Origin of the sequence: Guptibacillus algicola, assembly GCF_020171805.1 — a bacterium.
Lineage (GTDB): Bacteria > Bacillota > Bacilli > Bacillales > Guptibacillaceae > Guptibacillus > Guptibacillus algicola.
Map to the genome: position 1 here is coordinate 97,289 of NZ_JAIVAF010000005.1, position 25,335 is coordinate 122,623.

Below are 25,335 nucleotides of genomic sequence, written 5' to 3' on the forward strand. Positions count from 1 at the left end.
TCCTTTGTCCAATTGTAATCATACAAGTTAAGTTTATCAGATATAAAGTACATCGGTGAATATTTATTGAAAGCGCTATCTTGAAACAAGTTTCTGGAAATTTACACGCCATTCAGGATATCTTATAAGTAAATCCTCTGTATTGGAGTGGTAGAGAATGAGTAACGCACAAAGTAAAGTCGCAACATTTGCCGGAGGATGTTTCTGGTGTATGGTTGAACCTTTTGATGAAATGCCAGGAATTCAAAGCGTAGTAACAGGATATACGGGTGGAGATAAACCATATCCAACGTATGAAGAGGTCATATCCAAACAGACAGGTCATGTGGAAGCGGTACAGATTACGTATGACCCTGAGGTATTCCCATATAGCAAGCTGCTAGATTTATTCTGGCGTCAAATTGACCCTACTGATGATGGAGGGCAATTCTTCGACCGTGGTGATACGTATAAGACAGCGATTTATTACCACGATGATGAGCAACAAAGGTTAGCAGAAGAGTCTAAGACTGCACTGGCTGAAAGTGGGCGATTTTCAAAACCGATCGTCACAGAGATCTTACCTGCAAAACCATTTTACCCTGCTGAAGATTATCATCAGGATTATCATAAGAAAAACCCTGGTCACTATAAGCGTTACAAAAAAGGATCAGGTCGAAAAGCATTTATTGAAGATAACTGGTCGTTCCAAAAGAACGATGATGAGCTTCGCGAGCGATTAACTGATATTCAATACGATGTGACACAGAAAAATGGTACGGAACGACCGTTCCAAAACGAATATTATAATAATGAACAGGAAGGCATCTATGTTGATATTGTCTCAGGCGAGCCGTTGTTTAGTTCAACTGATCAATATGATGCAGGCTGTGGTTGGCCAAGCTTCACTCAACCGATTCACAAAAACTTCGTTAAAGAGAAGAAGGACCTCAGTCACTTCATGATTCGTACAGAGGTTCGTAGTAAAGAAGCTGATTCTCACCTCGGTCATGTATTTAATGATGGACCTAAAGAGAACGGGCTAAGGTACTGTATTAACTCTGCAGCGATGAGATTTATCCCGAAAGATAAGCTAGAGAAAGAAGGCTACGGTGAATTTCGCGTGTTGTTCCAATGAAAACCTATGATGTCGCAATTGTAGGTGGTGGATTATCGGGTATTCTTGCTGCGAGGACGATGGTGAAAAAAGGCGTCTCCGTAATTGTGATCGATAAGAGTAAAAGTGTTGGTGGTCGAATGGCAACGAGGCGTCATGATGGTGGGAAAGCCGACCATGGCGCACAATTTTTCACTGTCAGGTCACAAGAGTTTCAGTCACACGTCGATGAATGGGTGCAAAACGGCTGGGTTGAAAGCTGGTTTGGTGAAAAATATGCAAGGTATAAGGGGATCGAGGGGATGAATCAGCTTGTGAAGAACTTATCACGGGGTCTTCCGATGAAGCTGAATTTCCAAGTGCATCACATCAACAAAAGAAACAGTGAGTATGTGATCGTATCTGAGGACAAACAGGAGATATCAGCAAAAGCAATTCTTTTAACCCCTCCTGCACCCCAAACGAAAAAACTGCTAAATCAAAGTGACTGCAGAGTGTCGAAAGAAGCAGAAGCGACCCTTCAAACTCTGACGTTTAGTCCTGCGCTTGTAGCTTTAGTAACACTCGAAAAAAATGCTCGCACATGGCTGCCTGATTCAGGTCATCAAGATACTCAATTATCTGAAGGACTAGAACGAATCGTGGATAGCTATGCAAAAGGTATCTCGAAAGAAAGAATTATTAGCATCTATGCTACGCCTGAGCTGTCTACTACTTTGTATGAAGAAAGCGACGCAATCATAAGGGATGAGTTAGTAAAGCTTTCAGCACCTATTATTCCGTCTAGGGCTATCTTATCTACTGTAATAAAAAAATGGCGTTATGCACAGGCAGACCACGTGCATACGTCCCCATTTCTCTCTCTATCAGATGAAGAGAATGTGCTAGTAGCGGGTGACGCATTCTTGTATGAAGACGATCAATCTGGTCGAACAAGAATTGAATCTGCAGCACGATCAGGACTTGCGGCTGCAAGTGAAATGATACAAAGACTGCAAAGCGCTTCAACTTGAAGTAAAAAAGGTCTGACGGGTTCGTCAGACCTTTTTCAATTGCGGAGAACTTCCATTTATGATCGATGTAACAATATGTTTTGGAGAATTCTCAAATAGTGAAAAGTAATTGAGAGGGTGTGCTGAAGGAAAGAGCTCTTTTTGAATCACGGATGCAGATTTCCCTTCTTGGTGCTTTCTAAGAACATCATATTGCACGGATTTTAAGTACGAAAGTTTTTCCTCTAGTCGAGCTCGTCCGTTTGGAAGAATCCCGGAATGGGAGCAAAACACAGTTTCAAAGTCATACTGCAAAACCTTTTCAATCGAATTGATGATGTCTGGTATCGATTCAAAGGCAAAAATACTTTTAGGTCGACTCATCACGTATAGATCACCAGAGAAAAGCCATCCTTTGTTTTTCTCGAGAAGAGATACATGATCTGGAGCATGGCCTGGCGTATGGATCACGTCAAACGTATAGTGGCAAGAATGAACTTGATCTTCTAGTAGCTTTGGGGAGAATGGTTTTCTATTTCCCCAAAACACTTTTCGATAGAATGGGAGTTTTGATTGCTGTTTGCAAAGCGCTATTCCGGATGCATGACAATAAATTGGTACACCTTTACTAAGTGAATGGGCATTCCCCGTATGATCTTCATGATGGTGTGTTAAGATGATCTTATTATAGTCTTGCTGTTCTAACTGATGGGTGAGTTCACGCTGCAATCTGGCAGGGCCTGTATCGATAAGAACGTGGTCCACAATGTATAGGTAGACACTCATGGATATCCCGCCTCGTTTTACAGATCCTTTTATTGCAGTAACATCATCTTTGTTCGTTACAGAAAGCAATGCACATCACGTCCTTCAATCTTCTACTACCTAGTATAGCTTTAATTGGAACAATAAAAAGCTATCTAAGACATTCTTGACATAAGATTTTAATCTTTGTATAATTATCTTGAATTCAAGATAATCGCATGAACTGATAAGGGTGAACTGTATGAATGAATCGCTAGACAGAGAATTATCACTAAAACTGTTTATTGTTATGGCACGGGCCACTCGATCTGTGACCGATCAAGTGAAGATCGACATTCAAAACCATGGCTTAAATCCAACAGAATTTGCAGTATTAGAACTTCTTTATCACAAGGGTAGTCAACCACTTCAACAAATAGGAGAGAAAATCCTACTTGCTAGTGGAAGTATTACTTATGTGGTTGATAAGCTAGAAACCAAAGGTTATTTGAAAAGAAATCCATGCCCGAATGACCGTCGCATCACTCATGCTGTTGTAACAGATGAAGGGAAGGAATTAATGGATCGTATTTTCCCTGAACATGAGATGAAGCTCCAGAAGATTTTTGCTGGGCTGGATGAAGCGGAGAAAGAAACGGCCATTTCATTGATGAAGAAGCTAGGTCATTATGCAGAGAAGCTTTAAGCTTCTTTCGCCCTTTTATCTCGAAGTGAAGATTCTTGAGTTTAGGATTAATGGTGAATGTTTAAAAATGGTATTGCGGGGAAAGTGTCTTGAAGTAGAGATAATTTAGTTTGAGCTATTCTGAAAAAAATAATAATTATCAGGGAGTGTTTGTTTTGAGTACAAAAATTTTGATTCCGTATTACAGTGCGTATGGACATATTTATGAAATGGTACAGGCAGTAGCAGAAGGTGCACAAGGTGCTGGCGATGTTGAAGTAAAACTGGTTAAAATTCCAGAATTCGAAGGTGTTAAGCAAGCGATGTCTGCACAGCCACCTTACGTGGAAGCACAAGAGGCGCAAGGTGATATCCCAGAAGCAACGCATGATGATCTTCGTTGGGCTGACGGTATTATCTGGGGCATCCCAACTCGCTATGGTTCCATGCCGGCACAAATGAAGCAATACCTAGATTCTGCTGGCTCCCTCTGGATGAATGGTGAACTTGAAGGAAAGGCAACTGCTGTTGTCACAAGTACTGGTTCCATTCACGGAGGACAGGAAACAACAGCACTAACGACATTCGTACCATTGATGCACTTTGGTATGATCTACGTTGGTCTTCCATATGGTGAAAACCCAGAGCAGCTCTCAACTGAAGGGATTGGTGGTTCACCATATTCTGCATCAACGGTTGCAGGAACAGACGGCTCAAGAACACCGGCCGATGTAGAATTAACGATGGCAGCAAGACTTGGTGCACGCGTTGCAAAGGTAGCGGGAGCATTGAAGAACGTATAAATAGACAAAACCAGCATCTCAGAGTGAGGTGCTGGTTTTTAGTTTGTAGAATAACCTTGATGATTGTGCTCCCGCTGCTATCGAATTTGAATACCGCTCGGGTGGAAAACCGTCTTTAACTTTTAATAGACTGCTATAAATTCTAAAAAGAAGTTTCTTATTTATGTGTATAGCCTTTATGAAATAGTTTTTATCTTTAATGACCGTTTTTAGATAAAACATCTACACAGTACCGTAGATTGCAGTGGAAGGATGTTCGACTCCTGCAGGATGAGCGGGACAGGTGAGACCCTGGAGGCGCAATAGTTTTTGGCCTGAGGAGGCTCACCGCCCGCCCCGCGGAAAGCGAGCGTCCTGGAGCGGAAATCACCACCACACAAGTTAGCCTGCAAACTGCTAGAGAGAAATGCTGTTTTTTTTGATAGGCCTCGTATTCTCCTCTTGGAGTACGGTTACCCCGAGAAGCCCAAATAACGTAAAACCAAACGTGTTTACAAAGCCGTGGAAGAAAACCATCAGTGGAATACCAAGAATGACGGTCTCATTCAAATGAGCAAAGCCGTAGATCATCGCAGAACTCATTGAAAAGAGAAGAGACATGAATGAGATCGACAATAGCATCCGAACAGAAAACTCAAGCCTCGGAACGAGATATACAAGCGAAAGAATAGCAAAAACAATTAATGGTGTTACAAATTCAATGACAGAAATGAATTCTAGTACAGGTAGTGTTTCTGAAAATGTTATGCCTGCAGCAATGAACGGTGGTCCTAAAAGAACAAGGTACGAGAGTAAAGTGAACCACGGTTTCAAGCTTGGTGCATATGTAAGTAAGTACTTTCCAAGGAAAGCCATCGTAATAGGGGTTACAAAGGCAGCATAATGAAAGTGGATCGATGTAAGCAATACGATTACGTCGCTAAAATGAAGCACTTGAATACCTGATCTATGAAGGACGAGCCACATTCCTCCGATACTGATATACATAAGACCGAGTTGAATTAATACGTCATAGATCTTACTTTTCTTCCAGGTTTGCAAGACTTTCGTAACTCCAAAAATAGCGATGAAGATCGTTGTAATCAACCATGGAACAGCCAATATTACAGCAAGTGTGCCCTGCTCTAAGAAAAACGAAACTCCTGCCAACACCGCTGCAATCGGCTGCAGGTTAGCTGCATAGCGGTAGAATGAATTTTTCTTTTGTTGAACTAAATGAAGCGTGAGCGGCACAAGGACGAGATAGGCAAACATCAGCAGCATCATCACATACTGAAGCGTATCGATCGGCGTTGTGATGAGCTTTGTTACGACAAACGCGACCCATATAAATAGACCCGCAAAACTACTAGTTTTCATCATGATTTCACCTCTCTTTTAGTGTACGATGAAGAGAGGATAGAAGAAAGAAAATTATAGGGGAGAGGCGAAAAAAATGGATTCTTCAACACAACAACCTGTTCTCGGTTTCATAGGTACAGGCGTAATGGGTAAAAGCATGGTTCGAAATCTACTAAAAGAAGGGTATCGTACGCTCATCTACACGAGAACAAAGGAAAAGGCTGCAGAGCTTTTAGATGAAGGTGCCGAATGGCAAAGCTCAGTTGCGGAACTATCCCGAGCATCGGATGTGATCATGACGATGGTGGGGTATCCAGTTGATGTCGAAGAAGTTTATTTTGGAGATGAGGGAATCATTAACAATGCTCGTTCTGGATCGGTACTGATTGACTTTACTACCTCAAGCCCGACATTAGCTGAAGAAATCTATAAACTTGGTTTATCAAGAAAGCTATACACGCTTGATGCTCCTGTATCAGGAGGAGACGTTGGAGCGAGGAATGGTAAGCTCTCCATCATGGTCGGGGGAGAACAAGAAGTGTTTGAAATAGTGAAGGGAATCTTTGAAGTCGTTGGAGAAAATATCATCTTGCAGGGACCAGCAGGTGCTGGTCAGCATACGAAGATGTGCAATCAAATCGCGATTGCTACTAATATGATCGGTGTGTGTGAAGCAATCGTTTATGCTGAAAAAGCTGGTCTAAACCCTAACACTGTCCTAAAAAGTATCGAATCCGGCGCTGCAGGTAGCTGGTCGTTAAGTAATCTTGCACCAAGGATGATCTCAAATCAACTCGAGCCTGGCTTTTATGTAAAACACTTTATTAAGGATATGACCATTGCACTAGAATCAGCAAAACAGTTGGGAATGATGACACCAGGATTAGAATTATCGAAAAAGTTATATGAGGATCTAGCTGAACGTGGAGGAGAAGACAACGGGACACATGCCCTCGTTACGTTGTTTCGAAATGAATAGGAACCTGAGTTGATCAGGTTCCTGTTTAGGCTTGTAAAGGGATGTTTACTTGGATGGCCGAATACTATAACAAGAGATTAGTATTTTCAGGGAAATAATCAGTTACTCTGAAGCTACTTTTTCTTTGCTCTTTTATCGATTTCTTCAGAAACGACGTACGCAAGGTCATCGTTTCCGTATAATGAGAGCACACTGAGAACGGTTTGGTCAGGGATGTGCTCCGATTCCTCTTTCGCAACGATAAGATCAAGACTTTGTTTTAATGCAGGATTTTTTATTTGATCAGGATAAGCTGTTTCATAGAGTGTTTCTGGGTTAAGGTCGTTATTTACGCACCACTGCGCAAAAACAAGAATCATCATATTTTCATCACGCTGATAGTTTTCTATTACTTTTTTTTCAATATCTTTTCGGTCCAATGAGAACCCTCCGTTTCCCTAATCTACCGTTAGTGTACTCGGACTGTATAGGCATGACAAGTGGATTTACTCATTTCATATAATAGTTCGATAGGTTTATTTCGAAACTGCGACGATGGAGGGAAAGAGATGAACAAGAAGGAAGTAAGAAGCTGGATGATGTACGACTGGGCGAACTCTGCTTTTGCCACAACGATGATGGCAGCTGTTTTACCAGTGTTTTATTATGATGTCGCAGCAAAGGACATTGATAAGAGTCTTGCTTCCTCTTATTGGGGATACTCTCAATCGATTGCAGTCCTGATTGTGGCGATTCTTGCGCCAGTACTCGGTGCGATTGCAGATTATTCTAATTCGAAAAAGATGTTTCTACGATTCTTTGCGTACATGGGGATCCTTGCGAGTATACTGATGGCTTTTGTTGGAGAAGGTGGGTACATTCTAGCCTCACTGTTACTTATTTTTGGAACGATCGGCTTTTCCGGAAGTAATGTGTTTTATGATGCTTTTCTACCCGAGATCGCAAAAGAAGGGGAAATCGATCGAATTTCTGCAAGAGGATATGCATTCGGATACATTGGTGGGGGGATTTTACTTCTTATTAATCTCATGATGATTCTACACCCATCATGGTTTTTATTACCGAACACCCTCGTAGCTACCCAAGTTTCCTTTGTAACGGTAGGGATTTGGTGGTTTCTCTTTTCGATTCCAATGTTCAAAAATGTGAAGGAACAAAAGCTAGCTCAACCTGAACGTTCTGGGTCTTATTTGTCCGTAGGGTTTAAGCGTGTAGGTACCACGTTTAAAGAAATCAAACAGTATAAACATTTACTGATCTTCCTTCTCGCATTCTGGCTGTATAACGACGGTATTTCCACGATTATAAAGATGGCAACCATCTACGGCCGTGATATCGGAATAAATGCGAATGACCTTATTGCAGCTATATTAATCACTCAGTTTGTTGGGATACCATGTGCATTCTTCTTTGGCTGGTTGGCAAGAAAAATAACCCCCAAAAAAGCTCTTCTATTCGCACTTTGGATATATGTCGTCATCGTCTTTCTTGGCTATTTTATGAGCACAGCCCTGCATTTCTATATTCTTGCCTTTATGGTTGGTTTCGTGCAAGGAGGAGCTCAGGCATTGAGTCGTTCAATATTTGGGAGTATGGTTCCTGAACATCGACATGCAGAATTTTATGGTTTCTATGGAATTTCGGCTAAGTTTTCAGCAATATTCGGGCCTTTCTTATTTGCGTTCGTTGGACAAATGACTGGATCCAGTCGACTTGGAATTTTCTCTATCGTGCTATTCTTTATAGGCGGGATTTACCTATTACACAAAGTGAACATCGACAAAGGAAAAGAAGAAGCGAAGGAAGCAATGGTTCAAGATGGGATTCCATTGTAAATGAAAGCGCCACTCCCCGCATCTCGGAGTGGCGCTTTTTTAGACGATTGGACTAAAGTGCTTTAGTGGTAAAGGTAGGTTGCAGTCCTTTCCTGTGTCATAGGAGCGGTTTCCGATCTGATCCTTTAAATCTCTGACACAATTTTCTTCGTTATGCCAATAATCATAAATGAGAGGAAGGATGGTCGTTGCTTCATCGGATGCTTGTTTTAGTAGTTCTTCAAAAGTAGCGTTCGATTGCTCTTCTTTTACAGAAGGGTGGAGCCAGACGTTTCCTTCTTCATTTAAATAGTCTTCGTTTCCGATTTCTCTCCTATATGAAAAAGAAGAAACCTGTTTTCTCAATACTTTGTTCTTCCATCCATAAGGGTCGAATAATAATTTAAGGGCAAGAACCATATCGTGGTAAGATTGGTCGACGTAGTCATCTGGCATACGTTCTGCAGTATCCGGGTAAAATCGCTGGATCAATTCAGAAAGCATACTCTCGATTGGTTTATAGAGTGTGGGACCAACATCGATTTCTTTGTATACAGGTGTCTTCCACGTGTCGACGTCTTTATGTTCTTTCATTAGGAGTGTATCGATGATAATTTCAAGGCGCTGATGCTTGTTGCCCTCAAGGCCAGCTCGATAGTGAATATACGGATGGGTGTTTCGGTCGAGGATATGGTGAGTGACAAAGCCAAGTATATAGGACTGAATACGTGGATCATCGGTTTTCCCATATTCGATCATATCTATAAGGAATGGACCACATTTCGTTTTATGAAGGACTTCACCAACCTCTTGCACGGGAGTTTCTTTCCATGGCCAAAAGTTATGATAGAAAAAGGGGTCAGGTCCTTGAGCTCCGAGTCGGAAATAAGGAAGGTGGCTTTTGACCGCATTCCATATGCCGGCTTCAGTGATCGCTTCTTCACCAAATAAAATATGCGTCCAAACATTCGGCATCTGTAGTCCCCCTCCTGTTGAAGTCTTTCTTCTATTATACCTGAGATATACCTGTCTTCTTGCTATATTTTGAAAAGAAAAATGAGTAAGGCTCTTCTTTCTTTTCCCTTTTAATTGAAATTAGAATTCAAAACAAACAAAAAACCCGGTACATGACCGGGTTTCGTTTTATTTCATGAAGATTTTTTCGATGTCGTCTAACGTTTTGTTAGCTGAAATAACGCCGCCTGATGTGTTCCAGATTGCATCGCTAACTTCATGGACATTTCCTTCTTTCACAACTTCAAGGTTGTTCCAAAGTGGATCGTTCGTCCATTCTTCTTGTGTTGTACTTGCTTCACCATCTCCAGCTTCGTAAGTGAAGTAGATCAGAACATCTCCATCCATTTCTGGGATACGTTCTTTTGTTACTTCTTCAGCAAACTCATTTTTTTGCTGTGATTCAGGTCTAGCAAAGCCAAGTTGTTCAAGGATAACGCCTGAGAAAGAGTCCTTATAGTAAATGCGTGTTTTTCCAGCTAGGAAACGAACAACTGAAACTTCCTTATCAAGTTGATCACCTAGATCAGAACTCATCGATTCGATGCGGTCGTTGTACGCGTTCATTACTTCTTTACCTTTGTCTTCCATATTCAATGCATTTGCATAGAAATTGAAGTTTTCTTGCCAGTCGCCTTTAAGTGTTTCAGAGAACACAGTAGGAGCGATTGAGCTTAGCTGGTCGTATACATTTTCTTGACGAAGTTTATTACCGATGATGAGATCTGGTTTAAGAGCTGCGATGGCTTCAAGGTTCACTTCACTCTCTGTTCCTACGACTTCAACGTCTTGCATGTCGTCAGAGATGTGATCATACCATGGGTCACCAAGCCAGGATTGAACTGCTCCGACTGGAGTTACTCCAAGTGCAAGGAGAGCTTCCGTTCCTTCGTTTGTTAGAATCACGACTTTTTCGGGATCAGCAGGTACGTCTGTTTCACCCATCGCATGTTTCACGGTGCGCGTTTCAGAGCTTTCAGAACTAGTATCATCTGTTGACTCCTGTTGGTTATTTGTATTTCCTCCGTTATTACCACATGCTGCAAGGATCATTACAATTGCAAGTAATGTTATCATCCAACCTTTTTTAAACATATGTAGTACCCCCTTGGTATATTGATAATCATTTTCATTTACGATGTAATCATACTGAATTGTCAAACATGTGTCAATGTTTAATTGATATTGATTCTCAAAATCATTGACACGCTTTCAAACTTTTTCTACACTTAATTGGAAGGTGTAGAAAGGGATAAATAAATGACTAATATAAAACCCGTGACGCTAAGGTGGATAGGGGTGGCTTTTGGAATAGTAGCCGTAATCATATTGATGGCTCTAAGCGTTGTTTATGGCCTCACAAGCATTTCCTGGGAAACCGCCTGGCAGTCATTCACTAAATTTAATGGAAGTAATGAACATATTATTGTAAGAGAAAACCGCGTGCCACGAGCACTAATAGGAGCAACAGTCGGGGCTAGTTTAGGCGTCGCTGGTGCACTGATGCAGGCGATCACACGAAATCCTCTCGCTTCTCCATCTATTCTAGGAGTGAATGCCGGAGCGAGCTTTATGATCGTGATTGCAGTGACATTCTTTTCCGTTTCATCGCTTACTGCTTTTAGCTGGCTAGCATTCCTAGGGGCGGCGATTGCATCAGTCGTTGTGTATACGCTTGGCTCATTAGGAAGAGAAGGACTTACACCGATGAAATTGACGCTCGCTGGTGCAGCGATCGCTGCGATGTTTTCATCGCTCACGCAAGGGATGCTCGTTCTAAATGAGAAAGCGCTCGAAGACGTACTCTTTTGGCTCGCCGGGTCAGTAGAAGGCCGCAGTCTAGCGATTCTTGTATCGGTTTTACCATATATTTCGGTAGGGTTGATCGGGTCTATTCTAATCAGTGGAAAAATTAATACGCTCGTCATGGGGGAAGATGTGGCAGTTGGACTCGGACAGCGGACGCTTCTAGTAAAAATGATCGCAGCGCTTTTTATCGTCTTCTTAGCAGGAGGATCAGTTGCAATCGCGGGTCCAATTAGCTTAGTTGGAATCGTAGTGCCGCACTTGGCGCGTTATGTTGCCGGGTATGATTATCGCTGGGTCGTTCCGTATAGCGCAATTCTCGGAGCGATTCTACTGTTATCAGCAGACATTGCAGCGCGTTTTGTCATTATGCCGCTAGAAGCACCAGTCGGAGTACTGACGGCTGTTATCGGCGCGCCATTCTTTATTTACATTGCTCGAAGGGAGTTTAATCAGCTATGACGAAATATGCTTCCTTCAGAACTAGATTGTTTTCTTATTTAATCGATCGAAAAGCCGTATGGATTACGATTACACTCGCTTGTTTTGTTATTTTAGCAGGTCTAGTTAGCATCGGAGTCGGTGAGATCTTTATGACTCCTATCGAAGTTGGAAAAGCACTAATGGGATATGGAACTGACATGAATGAACTCGTCGTAAAACAGTTTCGTTTTCCTAGAGTGGCGATGTCCATTCTCGCAGGTGGTGCTCTAGCTGTTTCAGGCGCCATTTTGCAAGGGATGATTAGAAACCCACTTGCATCACCAGATATACTTGGGATAACTTGGGGCGGAGCCCTTGCAACGACAGGATTTTTGGCGATATTTAGTGATCGAGCAGACGCATTAACGGTGAGTATACAATGGATGCCTCTCGCATCATTTATCGGTGCGATCACAACCGGATTTCTTGTGTTCATCCTTTCATATAAAAATGGAATATCTCCGATCAGACTCGTTTTGATAGGAATTGGGCTTTCGGCTGTGCTACAAGCACTGACGACGCTTCTCATGATCTTAGGGCCGATCTACCGTGCTTCTGATGCAAACATATGGATTACAGGTAGTGTCCATGGCACGAATGGAAAAGATGCTCTCACTCTTTTCCCATGGGTAGCTATTTTACTCCTAGTATTGATGGTGTATTCAAGACGGGTTAACCTTCAAGAACTAGGTGATGATATAGCAAAAGGCGCTGGGGCAATGTTGATGAGAGATCGGATCATTCTGTTGTTCATCAGTACAGGACTCGCAGGTGGTGCAGTGGCATTTGCAGGAGGAGTCGGGTTCGTAGGCTTGATGGCGCCGCACATTGCAAGGAAACTAGTTGGGTCGTCCTTCGGCGTACTTGTTCCTGCATCTGCTCTCGTAGGGAGTATTCTCGTCGTTGTTGCTGATTTAATTGGGAGGACGCTGTTTTCACCTCTTGAAGTGCCAGCAGGTGTATTTACAGCAGCGATCGGAGCTCCATATTTTGTTTACTTACTGTATCGTTCTAGAAACTTATAAATGACGAGGTGATAGCCATGTACGCATTACAGACGAAAGACCTTACATTGGGATACGGTGATCACACCGTGATAGATGAGCTTAATTTGTTGATTCCAGAAGGGGAATTGAGTGTCCTAATCGGTGCGAATGGATGTGGGAAATCGACCCTTCTCCGAAGTTTAGCACGTCTATTAAAACCCCAATCTGGTGGAGTCGTTCTTGATGGGGAGGCTATTTCTAGCATGCAGACAAAAGAAATTGCTCGTAAGATGGCTATTCTGCCTCAGTCACCGGTAGCTCCGGAAGGCCTTACTGTTCTTCAACTCGTCAAGCAGGGTCGATACCCTTATCAAAGCTGGCTCAGTCAATGGTCTGAAGAAGATGAAGAAGCCGTTCAAAAGGCACTAAAATCAACGCATCTTGAGGAATTAGCAGAGCGAACGGTCGATTCTCTTTCAGGGGGGCAACGACAGCGTGCGTGGATTGCACTGACGTTAGCTCAGGATACGGATATTATCCTGTTAGACGAACCGACAACGTTTCTTGACCTTGCTCATCAGATTGAAGTTCTCGACCTTTTGTTTGAGTTAAATAGACATGATAATCGAACGATCGTGATGGTCCTGCATGATTTGAATCTTGCATGCAGGTACGCTGATCATATAATTGCCGTAAAAGACAAAGGGATTTATGATCAAGGAAAACCTGAGGATATTATTACAGTTGATCTTGTGAAGCATGTATTTGGACTTGATTGCAACATACTTGAGGATCCGTTATTTGGAACTCCATTATGTGTACCGCACGGAAAGGGGAGAAACATTCATGCTAGCCAAACCGCAAACGTTTAGTATCGAAGAGAAAGCCACGTTAGAGAAACTTAGGCTTCAAGTTGGAATAGACCCTTCTGCTAATGGTCAAATCGATGAGGTGAAGAATCTTCTCGATCCAGGTTATTTAAAAGGTGTTCTGCAGCAATTGGTTGACGAAGGTCATTTTCCTTCATTAATCGTCGCAGGATCTCAGTTTGTTAAGCGATATGCCTTCATGCTTCTTGTGCCTTTTCTATATTCGTTCACGAAATGGGATAAACCCATTTTAGCTGGACCAGAAATGCTTAAGTACAATATTGATACAAGTACAACTCCTTGGATGATGAACTTTGTGTTAAGTAATGATACGTTGAGCGGGATGAACACGAGAAGTGAGGCAAGAGAGAAACTTGCAGATGAGTTGATCAATGGCAATCTTGCGCCATTTATCGAGGCAGTCGTTGAGGCTACAAAACTATCTCCTACAATTCTTTGGGAGAATGCTGCTATCTATCTTTTCTGGTTATACGAAACAGAGATTCCAAAAGATGCACCAGAAGATCAGCAGCAAAAAATAAAGGAAGACTTTCATTACTTGCTCAGAGAGTTTCAATGTTCAAGCTTCACGTGCGGTGTAAATCCATTTATCCAGTATTACACGAAAAAAGAAGAAACAGCGAACGGCCCACTGCGCTTTCGAAAAACATGCTGTCTTTTCGATCAAGCATCAGGTGACGGCCGCTGCTGCAAAACCTGTCCGAAAATGAAGTAACAGACACCAAACCCGACGTCGAATTAGCCTTGAGCAGTTTTTGTCTGATCAATCTGCCTCTGCTCACGGGTGTATGTTCTTGTGAATAGGAAGAGTCCAGTTAAAATAATGCCTCCTCCGATCCACTGCATGAGGTGCAGGGTCTCGCCAAGTAAAAAATAAGCGAGAATGCTTGCACCGATTGGCTCGAATAGGATGCTCATGGCAATAACGTTAACACTGACCCATTTCACGGACCAGTTTAATAGTGAATGACCTAGCAAAGTAGGAAAGACGGCCAGGAACACAAAGATCATCCAGTCTGACCCAGGATAACCTGTGAAAGGGTAAGTGAGGATAAGATTATAGAGTATGAGCGTAAGTGCAGCGATTCCATATACGATGAACGTATATGGAATAAGATTGAGTCGCTTTCTTACGTTTTGGCCGAATAATAAATAACCCGTAATCATTGCACATGCGGTGAGGGCAAGCATATCGCCTAAGAGAGCGATACCGCTCAACCTGAAGTCTCCCCAGCTAATCACAATAGAACCTGCGATGGCGGTAATCCCACCAATAATCGCAGGCCATGATAGTTTTTCTTTAAAAAATAGATAAGTGCCGATAAATGCAAATAATGGTTGAAGTGTGACGAGAACAACGGAACTCGCAACAGATGTGTAGTTCAGCGACTCAAACCAGAGAATGAAGTGGAACGCGAGACTGACGCCTGCGAGACTACCAAAGCCCCAATCACGTTTGCTAATACTCTTCAATTCTCCACGATACCGAAGAATGACGAGCGGGAGCATCAAGCAAGTTGCAAAGATCAGCCGATACATGGCAATGACCGAAGCTGGTGCTGACGTTAGCTTCACCATGACTGCTGATGTTGAAATAAAGATTACCGCAATGGCAATCGCTAGATAAGACTTTTGTTGTTGAGAATAAGCCAACGGGATTCCTTCTTTCTCTAATCAAGTAATAAGTTAAACAAGCTCCGCTTCAGCTTCTTCTTTAGAGTGTTGATCATACGTATGACACCTTTTGTATCCACCAAATTTCTCTTCAAGCTTCTCTCCCAATTGAAAAAGTGCTTCCTCGTTACCCGTGCGGCTGACAAGCTGAACTCCTATTGGCATTCCCTCTTCTTTACTCGTTCCGATCGGAATAACGAGTGATGGAAGTGCCCATAAGTTCGCATAGGCTACATACGGCATATAATTCAAAAACGTTCTTCTGATCGAGAAAAGCTCTTGATAAAGCTCTCCGTGTGGAGGAGCGGGGGTATGGTAGACGGGCATCACTAAAATACGTCGATCTAAATACTCTTGAATCAAGTCATCACCACGAGTAATCATCGCGTAGATGGTATCCGTTTGTTTACGATTTGGTTTAAAAAGCCTAGCACCGACTAGTGCCCATGAGAGGTACGAATGAACAGAAGAGCTCTTGAAGAACTTCTCTTTCATATATTCTGCAATCGGAACGGCGGACCCATCCTCACTCATAAGCTTGGCGAGAGAAGCCCCACCGTCGATCGACATGATTTGTTGCCATAGCTGTGCGGCGTCATTGAAGAATGGCGGTTTGTCCTGTTCGGTATCTAAGTCATCACTAAAAAAATCACGAATACTTGAAACGAGCTGAAATGTTTCCCGACTGATCGGGATGCGGTGGTGTGGAATTGGAAACACGAGTTTAAAATCATTCAGGCTTGCTTTTTCTGGTGTTTCATCAGAAATGATCTGGTTGATCAATCGAGCGTCCTGAACGGATTTACTTAAGGCACCAATACCAAGCATCCGCTCCTGTTCACGAATCTGAATATAAGGGAATGTCCCTTCATGTGGTACTTGTCGATTACCAGATTTAAAGCCTATCACACCATTAAAATGAGCGGGGATTCGAATTGATCCTCCAATATCTGAACCAATTCCAACGGCTGCCCCTCCTGCAGCAATCAAACTAGCTTCTCCGCCACTTGAACCACCAGCTGTTCGAGAAATATCCCACGGATTATTTGTTCTACCATAATGTTTATTATCCGTTTCCTGACAAAAGCAAAGCTGTGGTGTGTTTGTTTTACCTAATATGATTGCGCCCTCTGCTTTTAATCGCTTGATTACTTGGGCATCCTCTTTTTCGCGATGAGTCGAGCGGTAGCTAAGTCCTCCAGTTGTTACCATACCCTCCACGTGAAAGCATTCCTTCACACTGATTGGAACACCGAACAGACGACCTTCTGCCTTTTTCGTTGCAAGCATGTAGTCGACGAGTTTCGCTTCTTCAAGAGCTGCATCAAAACGATCTTCTACAAGACAGTTTAGCGTAGGATTGATCGCATTTAAATGATCGATAAACGTTTTGACTACATGTGAAGAAGAAACTTCTCTACTTGCAATCTTCTTTGACAGGGAAACGGCATCCAAATCTAATAGTGACATCTTATCCCTCCATCGTGTCGGACTTTCTCCCGACATGGTTTACTGTATTAATTCGTTGCCAAGGCAAATAATCCTTTAAATGCCAGGTGACAGGCACCACCCACATTTGCTCGGGTTCTGTCGACGACGGAAGCATTAAAAAAGCATTTCGTATCATACGAAATGCTGAATCCTTTTATGAAACAGAGTATTCAGAGGGAAGAGGGGATTGAAATACTTCGCGCTCAGATGTTTTTGGATCGTAGTAAACGACTACAAATTTCTTTTCACCATCACTCACCATCGTATCGATGATCGTATGCTTTTGTAATTCTCTTTGAGTAAGGTTCATAGACTCAAATTTTGCACCTAATAGATGAGGCGTTTCGACGATGGTATGAATCAGTGAGAGTTGTGTTGTTTTCTGAAGGCGGTCTTCCCACCATACTGTGCGAGGCTTTGTTTTCGCATTTGATAAGTAATCGACCTTCATAAGAGACGTCACCTCTTCAACGTGTTCAGGCGATCGATCTTTTAGGAATGTAGCGAGCCTCCTGAATAAATCCTCAAGCTGGTGACCGATACGTGACCAGCCATTGTTTTCCCAGTAGCTACCGAACTCCTGGAAAAAGTCGAAAGGAGAATCGAAAACATTCGTCACTAGGTACTCGATCGTTCGATCCATACGATGATCGTTCCAGTACTTTTCTAACACATCTTCAACTTGTTTAATCCGAATGATATCGTCAAAAGACAGCACGTTATTCCCAAGAATTTCGTATGGAGCGTGATCCATGTAGAGGTAACCATGGTTTTCGGCATTGATACGGACTCCCGTTCCTCGAAGCATTTTAAGGAATCCGAGCTGTAGTTCTTCAGGACGAAACGCAAACACATCGTTGAACGTTTTACGAAAAGATTGATAATCTTCTTCGGGTAGCCCTGCGATCAAATCCAGATGCTGATCGATCTTTCCGCCTTCTTTGACCATCGTGACAGTTCTTGCGAGCTTTTCGAAGTTTTGCTTACGCATGACAAGCTCATTTGTGGCGTCATTAGTAGACTGGATGCCTATCTCAAAGCGGAACAAACCTGGAGGGGCTTCACGATTAAGGAACTCCAACACTTCAGGTCGCATGATGTCAGCGGTGATCTCGAACTGAAAAACACACCCAGGTCGATAGTGATCGATTAGAAATTGAAACATATCGATCGCATAGTTTCTTCGAATATTGAACGTTCTATCAACAAATTTAATCGTTTTTGCTCCGTTATCCATCAGGTAAAGGAGTTCTTCTTTCATCCGTTCAACAGGGAAGTACCGAACGCCTACTTCTATAGAAGATAAACAAAACTGACAGGAGTAAGGGCAGCCACGGCTAGTTTCAACATATGTTACACGACGGCCAAGCTCCGCTCGGTCTTCTTCAAAGCGAAATGGAGATGGAATATCACTTAATGAGAGCTTAGTGGCTGGAGGGTTGATATGATTCTTACCGTCTTTTCGAAAAGCGATCCCCTTCACTTTTTCAGGCGTTTTTCCCTTTTCAATCGATTGAAGAAGCTCTTTAAACGTAACTTCACCTTCGCCCATGACGATATAATCGACTTCCTGGATACGATCAAGCCACTCATACACATCGTACGAAACTTCGGGTCCTCCCAAAACAATTTTCAGTGATGGATTTACCTTTTTTAGCATTTCAATAACAGGGATGGTTTCTTCGATATTCCATATATAACAGCTAAATCCTAGTACATCTGGTTTCATGCTGTGAAGATCGCTAACGATATTCATAAGAGGGTCTTTGATCGTATATTCAGCCATCTTCACATCAAATTCTGGAGCTGCAGATGCTTTTAGATACCTTAAAGCAAGACATGTATGAATATATTTGGCGTTCAGCGTACTAACAATAACGTTCATTTTTCCAACTCCTGCATAATTAATCTTTATAATTATAGCACCTCTCTATCGAAAGTAATCAGTGAAATAGAAGATTTGTTGTTGGATTATTCAGAAAAATAGTTGAAGCGAAAAACGCTCCGTGAGATGATAAATGAAAAACGAGGAGGAACTGTATTGGAAATCGCTTCTGTTACGAGGGAACACCCGTTTACAGAACAGGACCTTGAGTACACGGCGCTTTTACCACAGTATCGAGTCGATTTGCGGAATGCGAAGGATGAAAGGTTAGACCGCTTTTTCAATGCCAATATGGTCAGTGATTGGTCCGAGCTTTCCTGGGATAAGGTTGGAAGACCGTTCGAAGTGAAGAAACTAGCAAAGGAGCGCGTCGATTGGGAAAGTGAACATGGACAAGCGATGCCTGTTAAGACCTCCTGGGAGCATTTTAATCGATCGTTTCACAGTCTGTTCATGCAGGACGTCCCGGCAGAACAGTACCGACTCAAAGCAACGTTGAAAAATAGTTTCAAAGGTTTAAGGTTGCAGGATGTGAAGCACGGACTCGGTGAGATGGTTCGTTTATCCCTTTGGAATTACGTTCATCGGATTGAAGACGGAATCTGGGACCCTCGAGGGAAGCGAGCGTTGTTTAAAGGACTCGATGTCACGAACCCTAGAATCCTATTTCTGGGAGCAGCTGAAGGGTATGAAGCGATGCAGCTTCATGCGATGTATCCAGGTGGAGAAGTCGTGATGGTCGATTATGATGAATTTTGTAAGACCGATCGTTTCGGTCATTTTCCTGAAACGTATCCATTTCTAGGCACAAATCCCGAAACAGGTGGAACAAAAGTCTGGTACAAAGACCAGATGAACATTACGTATCTTGTAAAAGATATTCGAGATCTCGATTTTCATAACGAGTTTGATATCGTGTTAAGTGTCGGTTTACTAGAACACGTTCCTGATGAACATAAGCCTGCCATACTAGATTGGCATCGGAAATTTGTTAAACAGAACGGTTACGTCATCATGACGACTCCTCGAAATCAAGTGAAATCGAAACTGTATTATCACATCATGGCAGATATGATGAACCATACGTATCGCGAATTGATGGATATCAGGCAGATGGGGCTGTACGCATATGAAAACGGGTTTGATATTCTTCGGCATGGCTACATTAAAGTGCATAATGGAATCGTCGCAAGAGCACGCTGAGATTGGTGATTCTCTCACATTTGTGGTACATGTTAAATGAGAGTAACCAATAGGAGGGGTAGTATGACTGTACATTCATTCACTGTAGAAACGATTAAAGGGGAAGAAATTCCATTATCTGAGTATGATGGGAAAGTGCTTCTAATCGTTAATACCGCAAGTAAATGCGGACTAACACCTCAGTATGAGGGACTTCAAGACCTCTATTATTCGCTAAGAGATCGTCCATTCGAGATCTTAGGATTTCCGTGTAATCAATTTGGTGCACAAGAACCAGGTTCAGAAAAGGATATCGAAGAGTTTTGTTCTCTTAACTATGGCGTAAGCTTTCCAATGTTCTCAAAAGTTGATGTGAACGGTGAAACTGCACACCCACTTTACAAATACTTAACTCATCATGCGCCTGGAGTAGAACATAAAGATATTCCATGGAACTTCACTAAGTTTCTAGTCGACAAGGAAGGGAACGTAATCAAGCGTTATTCTCCAGAAACAGATCCACAAGATTTGAAGAAAGATGTCGAAGAAATGCTCTAAATAGGTTCAATAATTGACGAATCTGGGTATATCACCTTTGAGGTGATATCAAAATGAAATGGTGGATTCCGTTTTGCTATATGATAGGCACGTTTTCAGGAGCGATGCTCAGTGGCTGGGGCATGGATCGAGAATGGGATGTGTTTCCTTCATTTGCAATGGCAATTACAGCATTCTTCATTAGTGTTTTATACATGGTCATTCGAGACATCGTTCCGAAAGTTTTTCAAGAAACCCTGCGAAACGAATAAAGCGCGGGGTTTTTATGATGAATATAGAGTACAATCTACTACCTCTAAAGAGGACTTTATAAGGATGCCAAGGCACCATACAAAGAGTAAGCTTACATTAAATCCAATAAAATGAGGTGCTTTTAATGAAAAAGTTGTTGCTCAGTATAGTGGTTATCTTTATGATCGCAGGCTCAGGTATCAAAGGAGATTCTGCAGAGGCAACTAGTGCGAATGAGTCATTAAAAAAGAACCCAACTCTCAACAAAATGGATGTAAGTGAATTTTTCAATGATCGAGAAGGGACATTTATTTTCAAAGATATTAAGAAAGAAAAAACCTACATATATAATGAAAAATTATCAAAAGTTCGCGAGACGCCGGAATCTACTTTCAAAATTGCTAATGCATTAATAGGTCTTCAGGTAGGCGTGGTGGAAGATGAGTATGATATTAAGCGATGGGACGGTGTTAAAAGAGAGTTTGATAGTTGGAATCAGGATCATACGCTCGGATCGGCAATGAGAGATTCCGCAATCTGGTATTACCAGGAAGTTGCACGTGATATCGGATCTGACTCTATGAACTTGTGGCTTGATAAACTATCATATGGAAACGGTGATAGTAGTGGAGGTATCGATCAATTCTGGTTAGATAGTACACTTAAAATATCGCCTTTGGAACAAGCAAACTTTGTCGAACGTTTATATAAAGAGAATCTACCTCTTGACCAAGCTACAATGAAAACAGTAAAAAGAATGATGATTCAAGATGAGAAAAACACATATACACTCCACGGGAAGACAGGCACACGCTTATCCGACTTCGGCCTTGGTTGGTTCGTTGGTTATTTAGAAACAGAGGATAACTCATATGTATTCGTGACCCAGATTAATGGCTCTGGATCGAGGGCTAAAGCAATAACGACTGATATATTAAATAAATACGGGTTCATCAAAGAGTAAAAGGATGATACCAAAAGGCCCTGCGAGTTTGCAGGGCCTTTTTAAGTGTATGAATTGGCAGTGGATGTGATTCTTGACGTCATTTCATGTAGTAGTGAACGTTCATTACCACTTCTGTGCAACTCGAGTAACTGGTCTGCTGTTGCATAATCGACTTGATAAGTCAGTCCTGTGTGGTAGTCGATTAGAAAATACGCTTTTTCACCGTTGTGATATCCTGACAGTAGCTCATACTTCTCATACTCGTAATACACTTCTGTACCGTGTTGCGTCTTTTCTAAATACGTTTCGAATGGTGCAATCGTAAACACCGCTTTCTTGATCATCATACTTCCTCCTCTATATGAACTAAACTTATTTGCTAGTTTGTCCAGAGGATACTATTTTTATACATAAAAAAATAGATTAAGAGAATATTTAGTAACCGCCTGACTTAACAACTGATCTCAAATGGATGAATCGGTGGCTCAGGCGGAAACGAGAATGAAGCTTTTCCATGATGCCACTTCCATGCCGCATACGCTGCTAGACAAGCATCGAACGAATGTGTCGATTGAAGCGTGTGTTCTGGAATATCTATGACTCTCTCATTTTCTAAAAAAGTGTGTATCGCCTTTCTTGCAGCTATGTCAAATTTATAGGTTAGTACCGAGTTGATGTCGGACAATCTAAGCCCAACTGCTGCTCCAGGGTGAACTTCTACGATACTAGCAGAAGTCGTTGCAAGCCCTCTTGATAATGAGATACCTCTTAATGTGAGATAGACCATGCGCGTCATCGTTGGTGTCATGATCGATCCACTCTTCATTCCAGCTTCTTTTATGCAATTCCTCATTGCTCGATCTCCAGGGCGATCGCCTCCACCAGGTTGATAAGAGAGGGGTGCATCGATTCCGATGACCATAACTTCTTGTTCGTTCTCAACTCGTCTGTAGATGTCGTGGTCAGACGCTCCCTCCATCAATTCCTTAAAATGCATTTCTTCTTGATTTCCAGAAAAGATGGCGACAGAAGTGTCTTTCGTATTCGAGGGACCAGACAGGTCGACGCCAATATAGAGTGTCATCACGTTCCTCCTTATGCTTGATAAAGTAAGAGTAAGCGCATAGCTTGTTTATGTAAACTCTTGTGTACGATATAATGATTGTACAGAAATGGACTGATTAATGATGAATAACCTTAAACAAAAGTTATTTAAATTTGTAGGCGGACGGATATTAAAAACGGGTTTAGCCGCATTTATTACGGCTTGGATTTGTGATGCGCTTGGGCTACCCGTACTTTTTGCTGTCATTACAGCGATTGTCACCGTCGAGCCTACCGCTTCTGACTCCATAAAAAAGGGAATCGTTCGTTTTCCAGCAGCTGCGATCGGCGCTGGCTTTGCCCTTCTCTTCGGCTCGTTTCTCCACCAATCTCCTTTTACATATGCACTTGCAGCAACACTCACACTCATCGCCTGCCACAAGCTCCATCTTGACTCGGGGATGCTTGTTGCAACATTAACTGCTGTTGCCATGATTCCTGATATGACAGGTGATTATATGACCACTTTTCTGATTAGGTTGAGTACCACGTTAATTGGTATCCTTGTTTCAACCGCTGTAAACTACTTTGTCATGCCGCCTAAATTTCATCCGATGATCAATCAGAGCGTCGAAGGACTTTACCATAGCGCAGGAGATCTGCTTGATCAGATTATGAGAGACCTTCCACATGCAAGGAAACAAAACCTTGTATACCAACGCGTAAGTCGAGAACTTGAGCGAACGTATAAGTTAATCGAATACCAAAGAGAAGAGTGGAAGTATCGACGCCACAGCATGCAGGAAGTAAGGAGCTTTTCTGTCGTTCTTAAGAAGCTTGAGTATCTGCAGAAAATTCTCTACCACTTAGGAAACATGCTTTACGTCGACACGAAGAAAGGTTTCGAAGAAAAAGATTATGACACGATTATTCAGGCTGGATGCTCGATTTCAAATGCGTTTCATAACCCAACAAACCAGACAAGAGAAGAGCACCTCGAAAAAATCGAACAGCTTGATCAGCTTTTCCATGACCTCGATGATACGAGAACAACCTCGTCGAAGTCGCGGCATCACTTTGACGATAAGATGATCATCATCTTTGAGCTTCTATCATTGAATGATGTGCTAGATGATCTTTATATGCTTGAGCAAAAAGAACTTCGTCATTACAAAAGGAGTCCATACAATGACGCTGAAATTTGAACATAAATGGCAGAAGACGATTTCTTCGAAAGATCGAAAGCTCATTATCCAAACCTATATGCACAATCCAATTCAAGAAGAGACAGTGTTATTTGCACCCGTTAGAGCTGCACGTAACCATAGGGGAGATCTCCTTGCTACAGTGTTGATCGTAAACGGATATCAATCCGAATGGAAGCTACACGAGAGGATCCTTCACTATTACGAAAAAGGTATAAGGGTTGCAGAAAATAAGTTTACACACCCGTCTCTCATCATTCCACCTCAATGTGCGATGCCGTGGACGTTTATTTTTCATTCTAATTCACTAAAAAAAATCCCCATTTTGGCTGATTGGCAGATAATTTTTTTGTAAAAAGGAAATGCTTAAGTAGGAAATAGAGGTAGTGTGTTAGAACAGTATAGAACAAGGCTTCTGTACCATAAGCCTGTACCAAAAACAGTACAAATGTGTTACAATTGTTTTTGGAATGTGTCTAAAATTACAAAAAGGGGGACAAATGAATGGCGAAGAAAAGAATATTCAGTTTGTTCGTAGCATTATTATCGATTTCAGTGGTTCTTGGAGCATGTGGATCAGGAGGTGGCGATGGAGCTAGTGGTTCACCTAAAGAATTAAGCCTGTTAACAGGTGGTACTGGTGGTACATATTTCCCGCTCGGTGGTGAAATCGCTACTTCGATTCAAGAAAACACTGACATTGAAAGCGCTAACGCTCAGTCTTCTGGAGCTTCTGTAGAAAACATGCAAACACTTCAGAGTGGAGATGCTGACGTGGCATTTACTCAAACAGATATCGCAGCTTATGCGACAAAGGGCGAGCTAATGTTTGAAGATGGTAAGGTTGATAATGTACAAGCGATCGGAACGCTTTATCCTGAAACAATTCAGGTTGTTACACTGAAGGAAAGTGGCATTTCTTCAATCGAAGACCTTAAAGGCAAGAAGGTATCTGTTGGAGCACCTGGTAGTGGAACATATGCGAACGCTGAGCAAGTTCTTGAAGTTCATGGAATTACAATGGATGATATCGATGCGCAGCACCTTGCATTCGATGAGTCTACTGAAGGTATCCAGGATGGTAACATCGACGCAGCATTCATTACTTCTGGAACACCAACTGGTGCGGTAGAAGGACTGTCTGCAGTGAAGCCTGTTAACGTACTACCGATCGAGCAAGATATGATCGATAAGCTGATTGAGAAGTACCCTTATTATGCAAAAGACACGATTAAGAGCGGTACTTATGGACTTGAAGAAGATACGACAACCGTTGCTGTACTTGCAATGCTTGTAGCTCGTTCTGACCTTGATGAAGAGTATGTTTATAACATCACGAAATCTATTTTCGACAACGCAGATAAAATTACACATGCTAAAGGTGAATTCATCACAGCTGATAGCGCACTTAATGGTGTAGGAATCGACCTTCACCCAGGTGCAAAGAAGTATTTCGATGAAAAAGGAATCAAAAGCGAGTAAGCTT

At 42.2% G+C, this 25,335-nt stretch carries 26 protein-coding genes and 1 pseudogene; 17 read left to right on the forward strand and 10 right to left on the reverse strand.

Annotated elements, in window-relative coordinates:
- Positions 1-157 precede the first annotated feature (157 nt).
- Both msrB and LCM09_RS16230 read left to right on the forward strand, forming a co-directional pair.
- On the forward strand, positions 158-1,117 hold the full coding sequence (gene msrB, locus LCM09_RS16225; RefSeq protein ID WP_224884069.1) for a peptide-methionine (R)-S-oxide reductase MsrB: 960 nt from the start codon (positions 158-160) through the stop codon (positions 1,115-1,117).
- On the forward strand, positions 1,114-2,109 hold the full coding sequence (locus LCM09_RS16230) for an NAD(P)/FAD-dependent oxidoreductase (RefSeq protein WP_224884072.1): 996 nt from the start codon (positions 1,114-1,116) through the stop codon (positions 2,107-2,109). Before msrB ends, LCM09_RS16230 begins: the two co-directional genes overlap by 4 nt.
- Before the next feature lie 24 nt (positions 2,110-2,133).
- Here LCM09_RS16230 and LCM09_RS16235 read toward each other — a convergent pair whose 3' ends face one another.
- A complete protein-coding gene (locus tag LCM09_RS16235; RefSeq protein ID WP_224884074.1) occupies positions 2,134-2,943 on the reverse strand; it encodes an MBL fold metallo-hydrolase in 810 nt (269 codons plus the stop codon).
- Positions 2,944-3,094: 151 nt separating this feature from the next.
- On the opposite strand from LCM09_RS16235, the gene LCM09_RS16240 reads away from it, so the two are divergent.
- On the forward strand, positions 3,095-3,538 hold the full coding sequence (locus LCM09_RS16240) for a MarR family winged helix-turn-helix transcriptional regulator (RefSeq protein WP_224884076.1): 444 nt from the start codon (positions 3,095-3,097) through the stop codon (positions 3,536-3,538).
- A 155-nt stretch (positions 3,539-3,693) separates the two neighbouring features.
- The gene (gene wrbA / locus LCM09_RS16245; protein WP_224884078.1) at positions 3,694-4,320 is read left to right on the forward strand and encodes an NAD(P)H:quinone oxidoreductase; all 627 of its coding nucleotides are present in this window, start codon (positions 3,694-3,696) and stop codon (positions 4,318-4,320) included.
- A 396-nt stretch (positions 4,321-4,716) separates the two neighbouring features.
- On the opposite strand, the gene LCM09_RS16250 is transcribed toward wrbA, so the two are convergent.
- On the reverse strand, positions 4,717-5,682 hold the full coding sequence (locus LCM09_RS16250; protein WP_224884080.1) for a YndJ family protein: 966 nt from the start codon (positions 5,680-5,682) through the stop codon (positions 4,717-4,719).
- Between the two features lie 61 nt (positions 5,683-5,743).
- On the opposite strand from LCM09_RS16250, the pseudogene LCM09_RS16255 reads away from it, so the two are divergent.
- Positions 5,744-6,640, forward strand: a pseudogene (locus tag LCM09_RS16255) (NAD(P)-dependent oxidoreductase); the annotation flags it as partial.
- Positions 6,641-6,753: 113 nt separating this feature from the next.
- On the opposite strand, the gene LCM09_RS16260 reads toward LCM09_RS16255, so the two are convergent.
- Positions 6,754-7,059, reverse strand: a complete 306-nt coding sequence (locus LCM09_RS16260; protein WP_224884084.1) for a protein YxiS — start codon at positions 7,057-7,059, stop codon at positions 6,754-6,756.
- Between the two features lie 129 nt (positions 7,060-7,188).
- On the opposite strand from LCM09_RS16260, the gene LCM09_RS16265 reads away from it, so the two are divergent.
- Entirely contained in the window at positions 7,189-8,475 is a 1,287-nt protein-coding gene (locus LCM09_RS16265) for an MFS transporter (RefSeq protein WP_224884086.1), read from the forward strand.
- A 39-nt stretch (positions 8,476-8,514) separates the two neighbouring features.
- Here LCM09_RS16265 and LCM09_RS16270 read toward each other — a convergent pair whose 3' ends face one another.
- Entirely contained in the window at positions 8,515-9,429 is a 915-nt protein-coding gene (locus LCM09_RS16270; protein ID WP_224884087.1) for a zinc dependent phospholipase C family protein, read from the reverse strand.
- A 168-nt stretch (positions 9,430-9,597) separates the two neighbouring features.
- On the reverse strand, positions 9,598-10,563 hold the full coding sequence (locus LCM09_RS16275) for an ABC transporter substrate-binding protein (protein ID WP_224884089.1): 966 nt from the start codon (positions 10,561-10,563) through the stop codon (positions 9,598-9,600).
- A gap of 165 nt (positions 10,564-10,728) precedes the next feature.
- Here LCM09_RS16275 and LCM09_RS16280 point away from each other — a divergent pair, with 165 nt between their 5' ends.
- Genes LCM09_RS16280 through LCM09_RS16295 form a run of 4 tightly spaced genes read left to right on the forward strand, consistent with a single transcriptional unit; the run spans position 10,729 to position 14,348 of the window.
- Positions 10,729-11,736 carry a FecCD family ABC transporter permease gene (locus LCM09_RS16280; RefSeq protein ID WP_224884091.1) on the forward strand — a complete coding sequence of 336 codons (1,008 nt, stop codon included), beginning with the start codon at positions 10,729-10,731 and terminating at the stop codon, positions 11,734-11,736.
- Positions 11,733-12,782 (forward strand): FecCD family ABC transporter permease, encoded by a 1,050-nt coding sequence (locus LCM09_RS16285; RefSeq protein WP_224884093.1) that lies wholly within the window; start codon positions 11,733-11,735, stop codon positions 12,780-12,782. Before LCM09_RS16280 ends, LCM09_RS16285 begins: the two co-directional genes overlap by 4 nt.
- A gap of 17 nt (positions 12,783-12,799) precedes the next feature.
- Entirely contained in the window at positions 12,800-13,615 is an 816-nt protein-coding gene (locus LCM09_RS16290) for an ABC transporter ATP-binding protein (RefSeq protein ID WP_224884095.1), read from the forward strand.
- Positions 13,590-14,348 carry an IucA/IucC family C-terminal-domain containing protein gene (locus LCM09_RS16295; protein ID WP_224884096.1) on the forward strand — a complete coding sequence of 253 codons (759 nt, stop codon included), beginning with the start codon at positions 13,590-13,592 and terminating at the stop codon, positions 14,346-14,348. The genes LCM09_RS16290 and LCM09_RS16295 overlap by 26 nt, the downstream gene beginning before the upstream one ends.
- Before the next feature lie 23 nt (positions 14,349-14,371).
- Here the strand turns inward: LCM09_RS16295 and LCM09_RS16300 are convergent, their stop codons facing one another.
- From LCM09_RS16300 to LCM09_RS16310, 3 genes are all read right to left on the reverse strand, one after another.
- Positions 14,372-15,286, reverse strand: a complete 915-nt coding sequence (locus LCM09_RS16300; RefSeq protein ID WP_224884098.1) for a DMT family transporter — start codon at positions 15,284-15,286, stop codon at positions 14,372-14,374.
- Between the two features lie 33 nt (positions 15,287-15,319).
- Positions 15,320-16,777: an amidase gene (locus LCM09_RS16305; protein WP_224884100.1), complete on the reverse strand. Its 1,458-nt coding sequence runs from the start codon at positions 16,775-16,777 to the stop codon at positions 15,320-15,322.
- A 175-nt stretch (positions 16,778-16,952) separates the two neighbouring features.
- Positions 16,953-18,683, reverse strand: a complete 1,731-nt coding sequence (locus LCM09_RS16310; protein WP_224884102.1) for a B12-binding domain-containing radical SAM protein — start codon at positions 18,681-18,683, stop codon at positions 16,953-16,955.
- A gap of 156 nt (positions 18,684-18,839) precedes the next feature.
- On the opposite strand from LCM09_RS16310, the gene LCM09_RS16315 reads away from it, so the two are divergent.
- The 4 genes from LCM09_RS16315 to blaOXA all read left to right on the forward strand — a co-directional run bounded on the left by LCM09_RS16315 (position 18,840) and on the right by blaOXA (position 21,618).
- The gene (locus tag LCM09_RS16315; RefSeq protein ID WP_224884104.1) at positions 18,840-19,886 is read left to right on the forward strand and encodes a class I SAM-dependent methyltransferase; all 1,047 of its coding nucleotides are present in this window, start codon (positions 18,840-18,842) and stop codon (positions 19,884-19,886) included.
- A gap of 63 nt (positions 19,887-19,949) precedes the next feature.
- The gene (locus LCM09_RS16320; protein ID WP_224884106.1) at positions 19,950-20,423 is read left to right on the forward strand and encodes a glutathione peroxidase; all 474 of its coding nucleotides are present in this window, start codon (positions 19,950-19,952) and stop codon (positions 20,421-20,423) included.
- A gap of 53 nt (positions 20,424-20,476) precedes the next feature.
- Entirely contained in the window at positions 20,477-20,674 is a 198-nt protein-coding gene (locus tag LCM09_RS16325; RefSeq protein ID WP_224884108.1) for a hypothetical protein, read from the forward strand.
- A 125-nt stretch (positions 20,675-20,799) separates the two neighbouring features.
- On the forward strand, positions 20,800-21,618 hold the full coding sequence (gene blaOXA, locus LCM09_RS16330) for a class D beta-lactamase (RefSeq protein WP_224884110.1): 819 nt from the start codon (positions 20,800-20,802) through the stop codon (positions 21,616-21,618).
- Positions 21,619-21,659: 41 nt separating this feature from the next.
- On the opposite strand, the gene LCM09_RS16335 is transcribed toward blaOXA, so the two are convergent.
- Positions 21,660-21,947 (reverse strand): hypothetical protein, encoded by a 288-nt coding sequence (locus LCM09_RS16335; protein WP_224884112.1) that lies wholly within the window; start codon positions 21,945-21,947, stop codon positions 21,660-21,662.
- Positions 21,948-22,051: 104 nt separating this feature from the next.
- A complete protein-coding gene (locus tag LCM09_RS16340) occupies positions 22,052-22,684 on the reverse strand; it encodes a DUF429 domain-containing protein (RefSeq protein WP_224884114.1) in 633 nt (210 codons plus the stop codon).
- Between the two features lie 100 nt (positions 22,685-22,784).
- On the opposite strand from LCM09_RS16340, the gene LCM09_RS16345 reads away from it, so the two are divergent.
- The 3 genes from LCM09_RS16345 to LCM09_RS16355 all read left to right on the forward strand — a co-directional run bounded on the left by LCM09_RS16345 (position 22,785) and on the right by LCM09_RS16355 (position 25,331).
- Positions 22,785-23,849, forward strand: coding sequence for an FUSC family protein (locus tag LCM09_RS16345; protein ID WP_224884115.1), 1,065 nt, complete (start codon positions 22,785-22,787; stop codon positions 23,847-23,849).
- Positions 23,833-24,204 (forward strand): SLAP domain-containing protein, encoded by a 372-nt coding sequence (locus tag LCM09_RS16350; protein ID WP_224884117.1) that lies wholly within the window; start codon positions 23,833-23,835, stop codon positions 24,202-24,204. Before LCM09_RS16345 ends, LCM09_RS16350 begins: the two co-directional genes overlap by 17 nt.
- 149 nt (positions 24,205-24,353) lie before the next feature.
- The gene (locus LCM09_RS16355) at positions 24,354-25,331 is read left to right on the forward strand and encodes a TAXI family TRAP transporter solute-binding subunit (protein ID WP_224884119.1); all 978 of its coding nucleotides are present in this window, start codon (positions 24,354-24,356) and stop codon (positions 25,329-25,331) included.
- Positions 25,332-25,335: the final 4 nt, after the last annotated feature.

Coding starts and splice junctions, on each gene's coding strand:
- msrB (WP_224884069.1), top strand. CDS start 158: ATGAGTAACGCACAAAGTAAAGTCGCAACATTTGCCGGAGGATGTTTC.
- LCM09_RS16230 (WP_224884072.1), top strand. CDS start 1,114: ATGAAAACCTATGATGTCGCAATTGTAGGTGGTGGATTATCGGGTATT.
- LCM09_RS16240 (WP_224884076.1), top strand. CDS start 3,095: ATGAATGAATCGCTAGACAGAGAATTATCACTAAAACTGTTTATTGTT.
- LCM09_RS16250 (WP_224884080.1), bottom strand. CDS start 5,682: ATGATGAAAACTAGTAGTTTTGCGGGTCTATTTATATGGGTCGCGTTT.
- LCM09_RS16265 (WP_224884086.1), top strand. CDS start 7,189: ATGAACAAGAAGGAAGTAAGAAGCTGGATGATGTACGACTGGGCGAAC.
- LCM09_RS16270 (WP_224884087.1), bottom strand. CDS start 9,429: ATGCCGAATGTTTGGACGCATATTTTATTTGGTGAAGAAGCGATCACT.
- LCM09_RS16275 (WP_224884089.1), bottom strand. CDS start 10,563: ATGTTTAAAAAAGGTTGGATGATAACATTACTTGCAATTGTAATGATC.
- LCM09_RS16280 (WP_224884091.1), top strand. CDS start 10,729: ATGACTAATATAAAACCCGTGACGCTAAGGTGGATAGGGGTGGCTTTT.
- LCM09_RS16285 (WP_224884093.1), top strand. CDS start 11,733: ATGACGAAATATGCTTCCTTCAGAACTAGATTGTTTTCTTATTTAATC.
- LCM09_RS16290 (WP_224884095.1), top strand. CDS start 12,800: ATGTACGCATTACAGACGAAAGACCTTACATTGGGATACGGTGATCAC.
- LCM09_RS16295 (WP_224884096.1), top strand. CDS start 13,590: ATGCTAGCCAAACCGCAAACGTTTAGTATCGAAGAGAAAGCCACGTTA.
- LCM09_RS16305 (WP_224884100.1), bottom strand. CDS start 16,777: ATGTCACTATTAGATTTGGATGCCGTTTCCCTGTCAAAGAAGATTGCA.
- LCM09_RS16310 (WP_224884102.1), bottom strand. CDS start 18,683: ATGAACGTTATTGTTAGTACGCTGAACGCCAAATATATTCATACATGT.
- LCM09_RS16320 (WP_224884106.1), top strand. CDS start 19,950: ATGACTGTACATTCATTCACTGTAGAAACGATTAAAGGGGAAGAAATT.
- LCM09_RS16325 (WP_224884108.1), top strand. CDS start 20,477: ATGAAATGGTGGATTCCGTTTTGCTATATGATAGGCACGTTTTCAGGA.
- blaOXA (WP_224884110.1), top strand. CDS start 20,800: ATGAAAAAGTTGTTGCTCAGTATAGTGGTTATCTTTATGATCGCAGGC.
- LCM09_RS16335 (WP_224884112.1), bottom strand. CDS start 21,947: ATGATGATCAAGAAAGCGGTGTTTACGATTGCACCATTCGAAACGTAT.
- LCM09_RS16340 (WP_224884114.1), bottom strand. CDS start 22,684: ATGACACTCTATATTGGCGTCGACCTGTCTGGTCCCTCGAATACGAAA.
- LCM09_RS16345 (WP_224884115.1), top strand. CDS start 22,785: ATGATGAATAACCTTAAACAAAAGTTATTTAAATTTGTAGGCGGACGG.
- LCM09_RS16350 (WP_224884117.1), top strand. CDS start 23,833: ATGACGCTGAAATTTGAACATAAATGGCAGAAGACGATTTCTTCGAAA.
- LCM09_RS16355 (WP_224884119.1), top strand. CDS start 24,354: ATGGCGAAGAAAAGAATATTCAGTTTGTTCGTAGCATTATTATCGATT.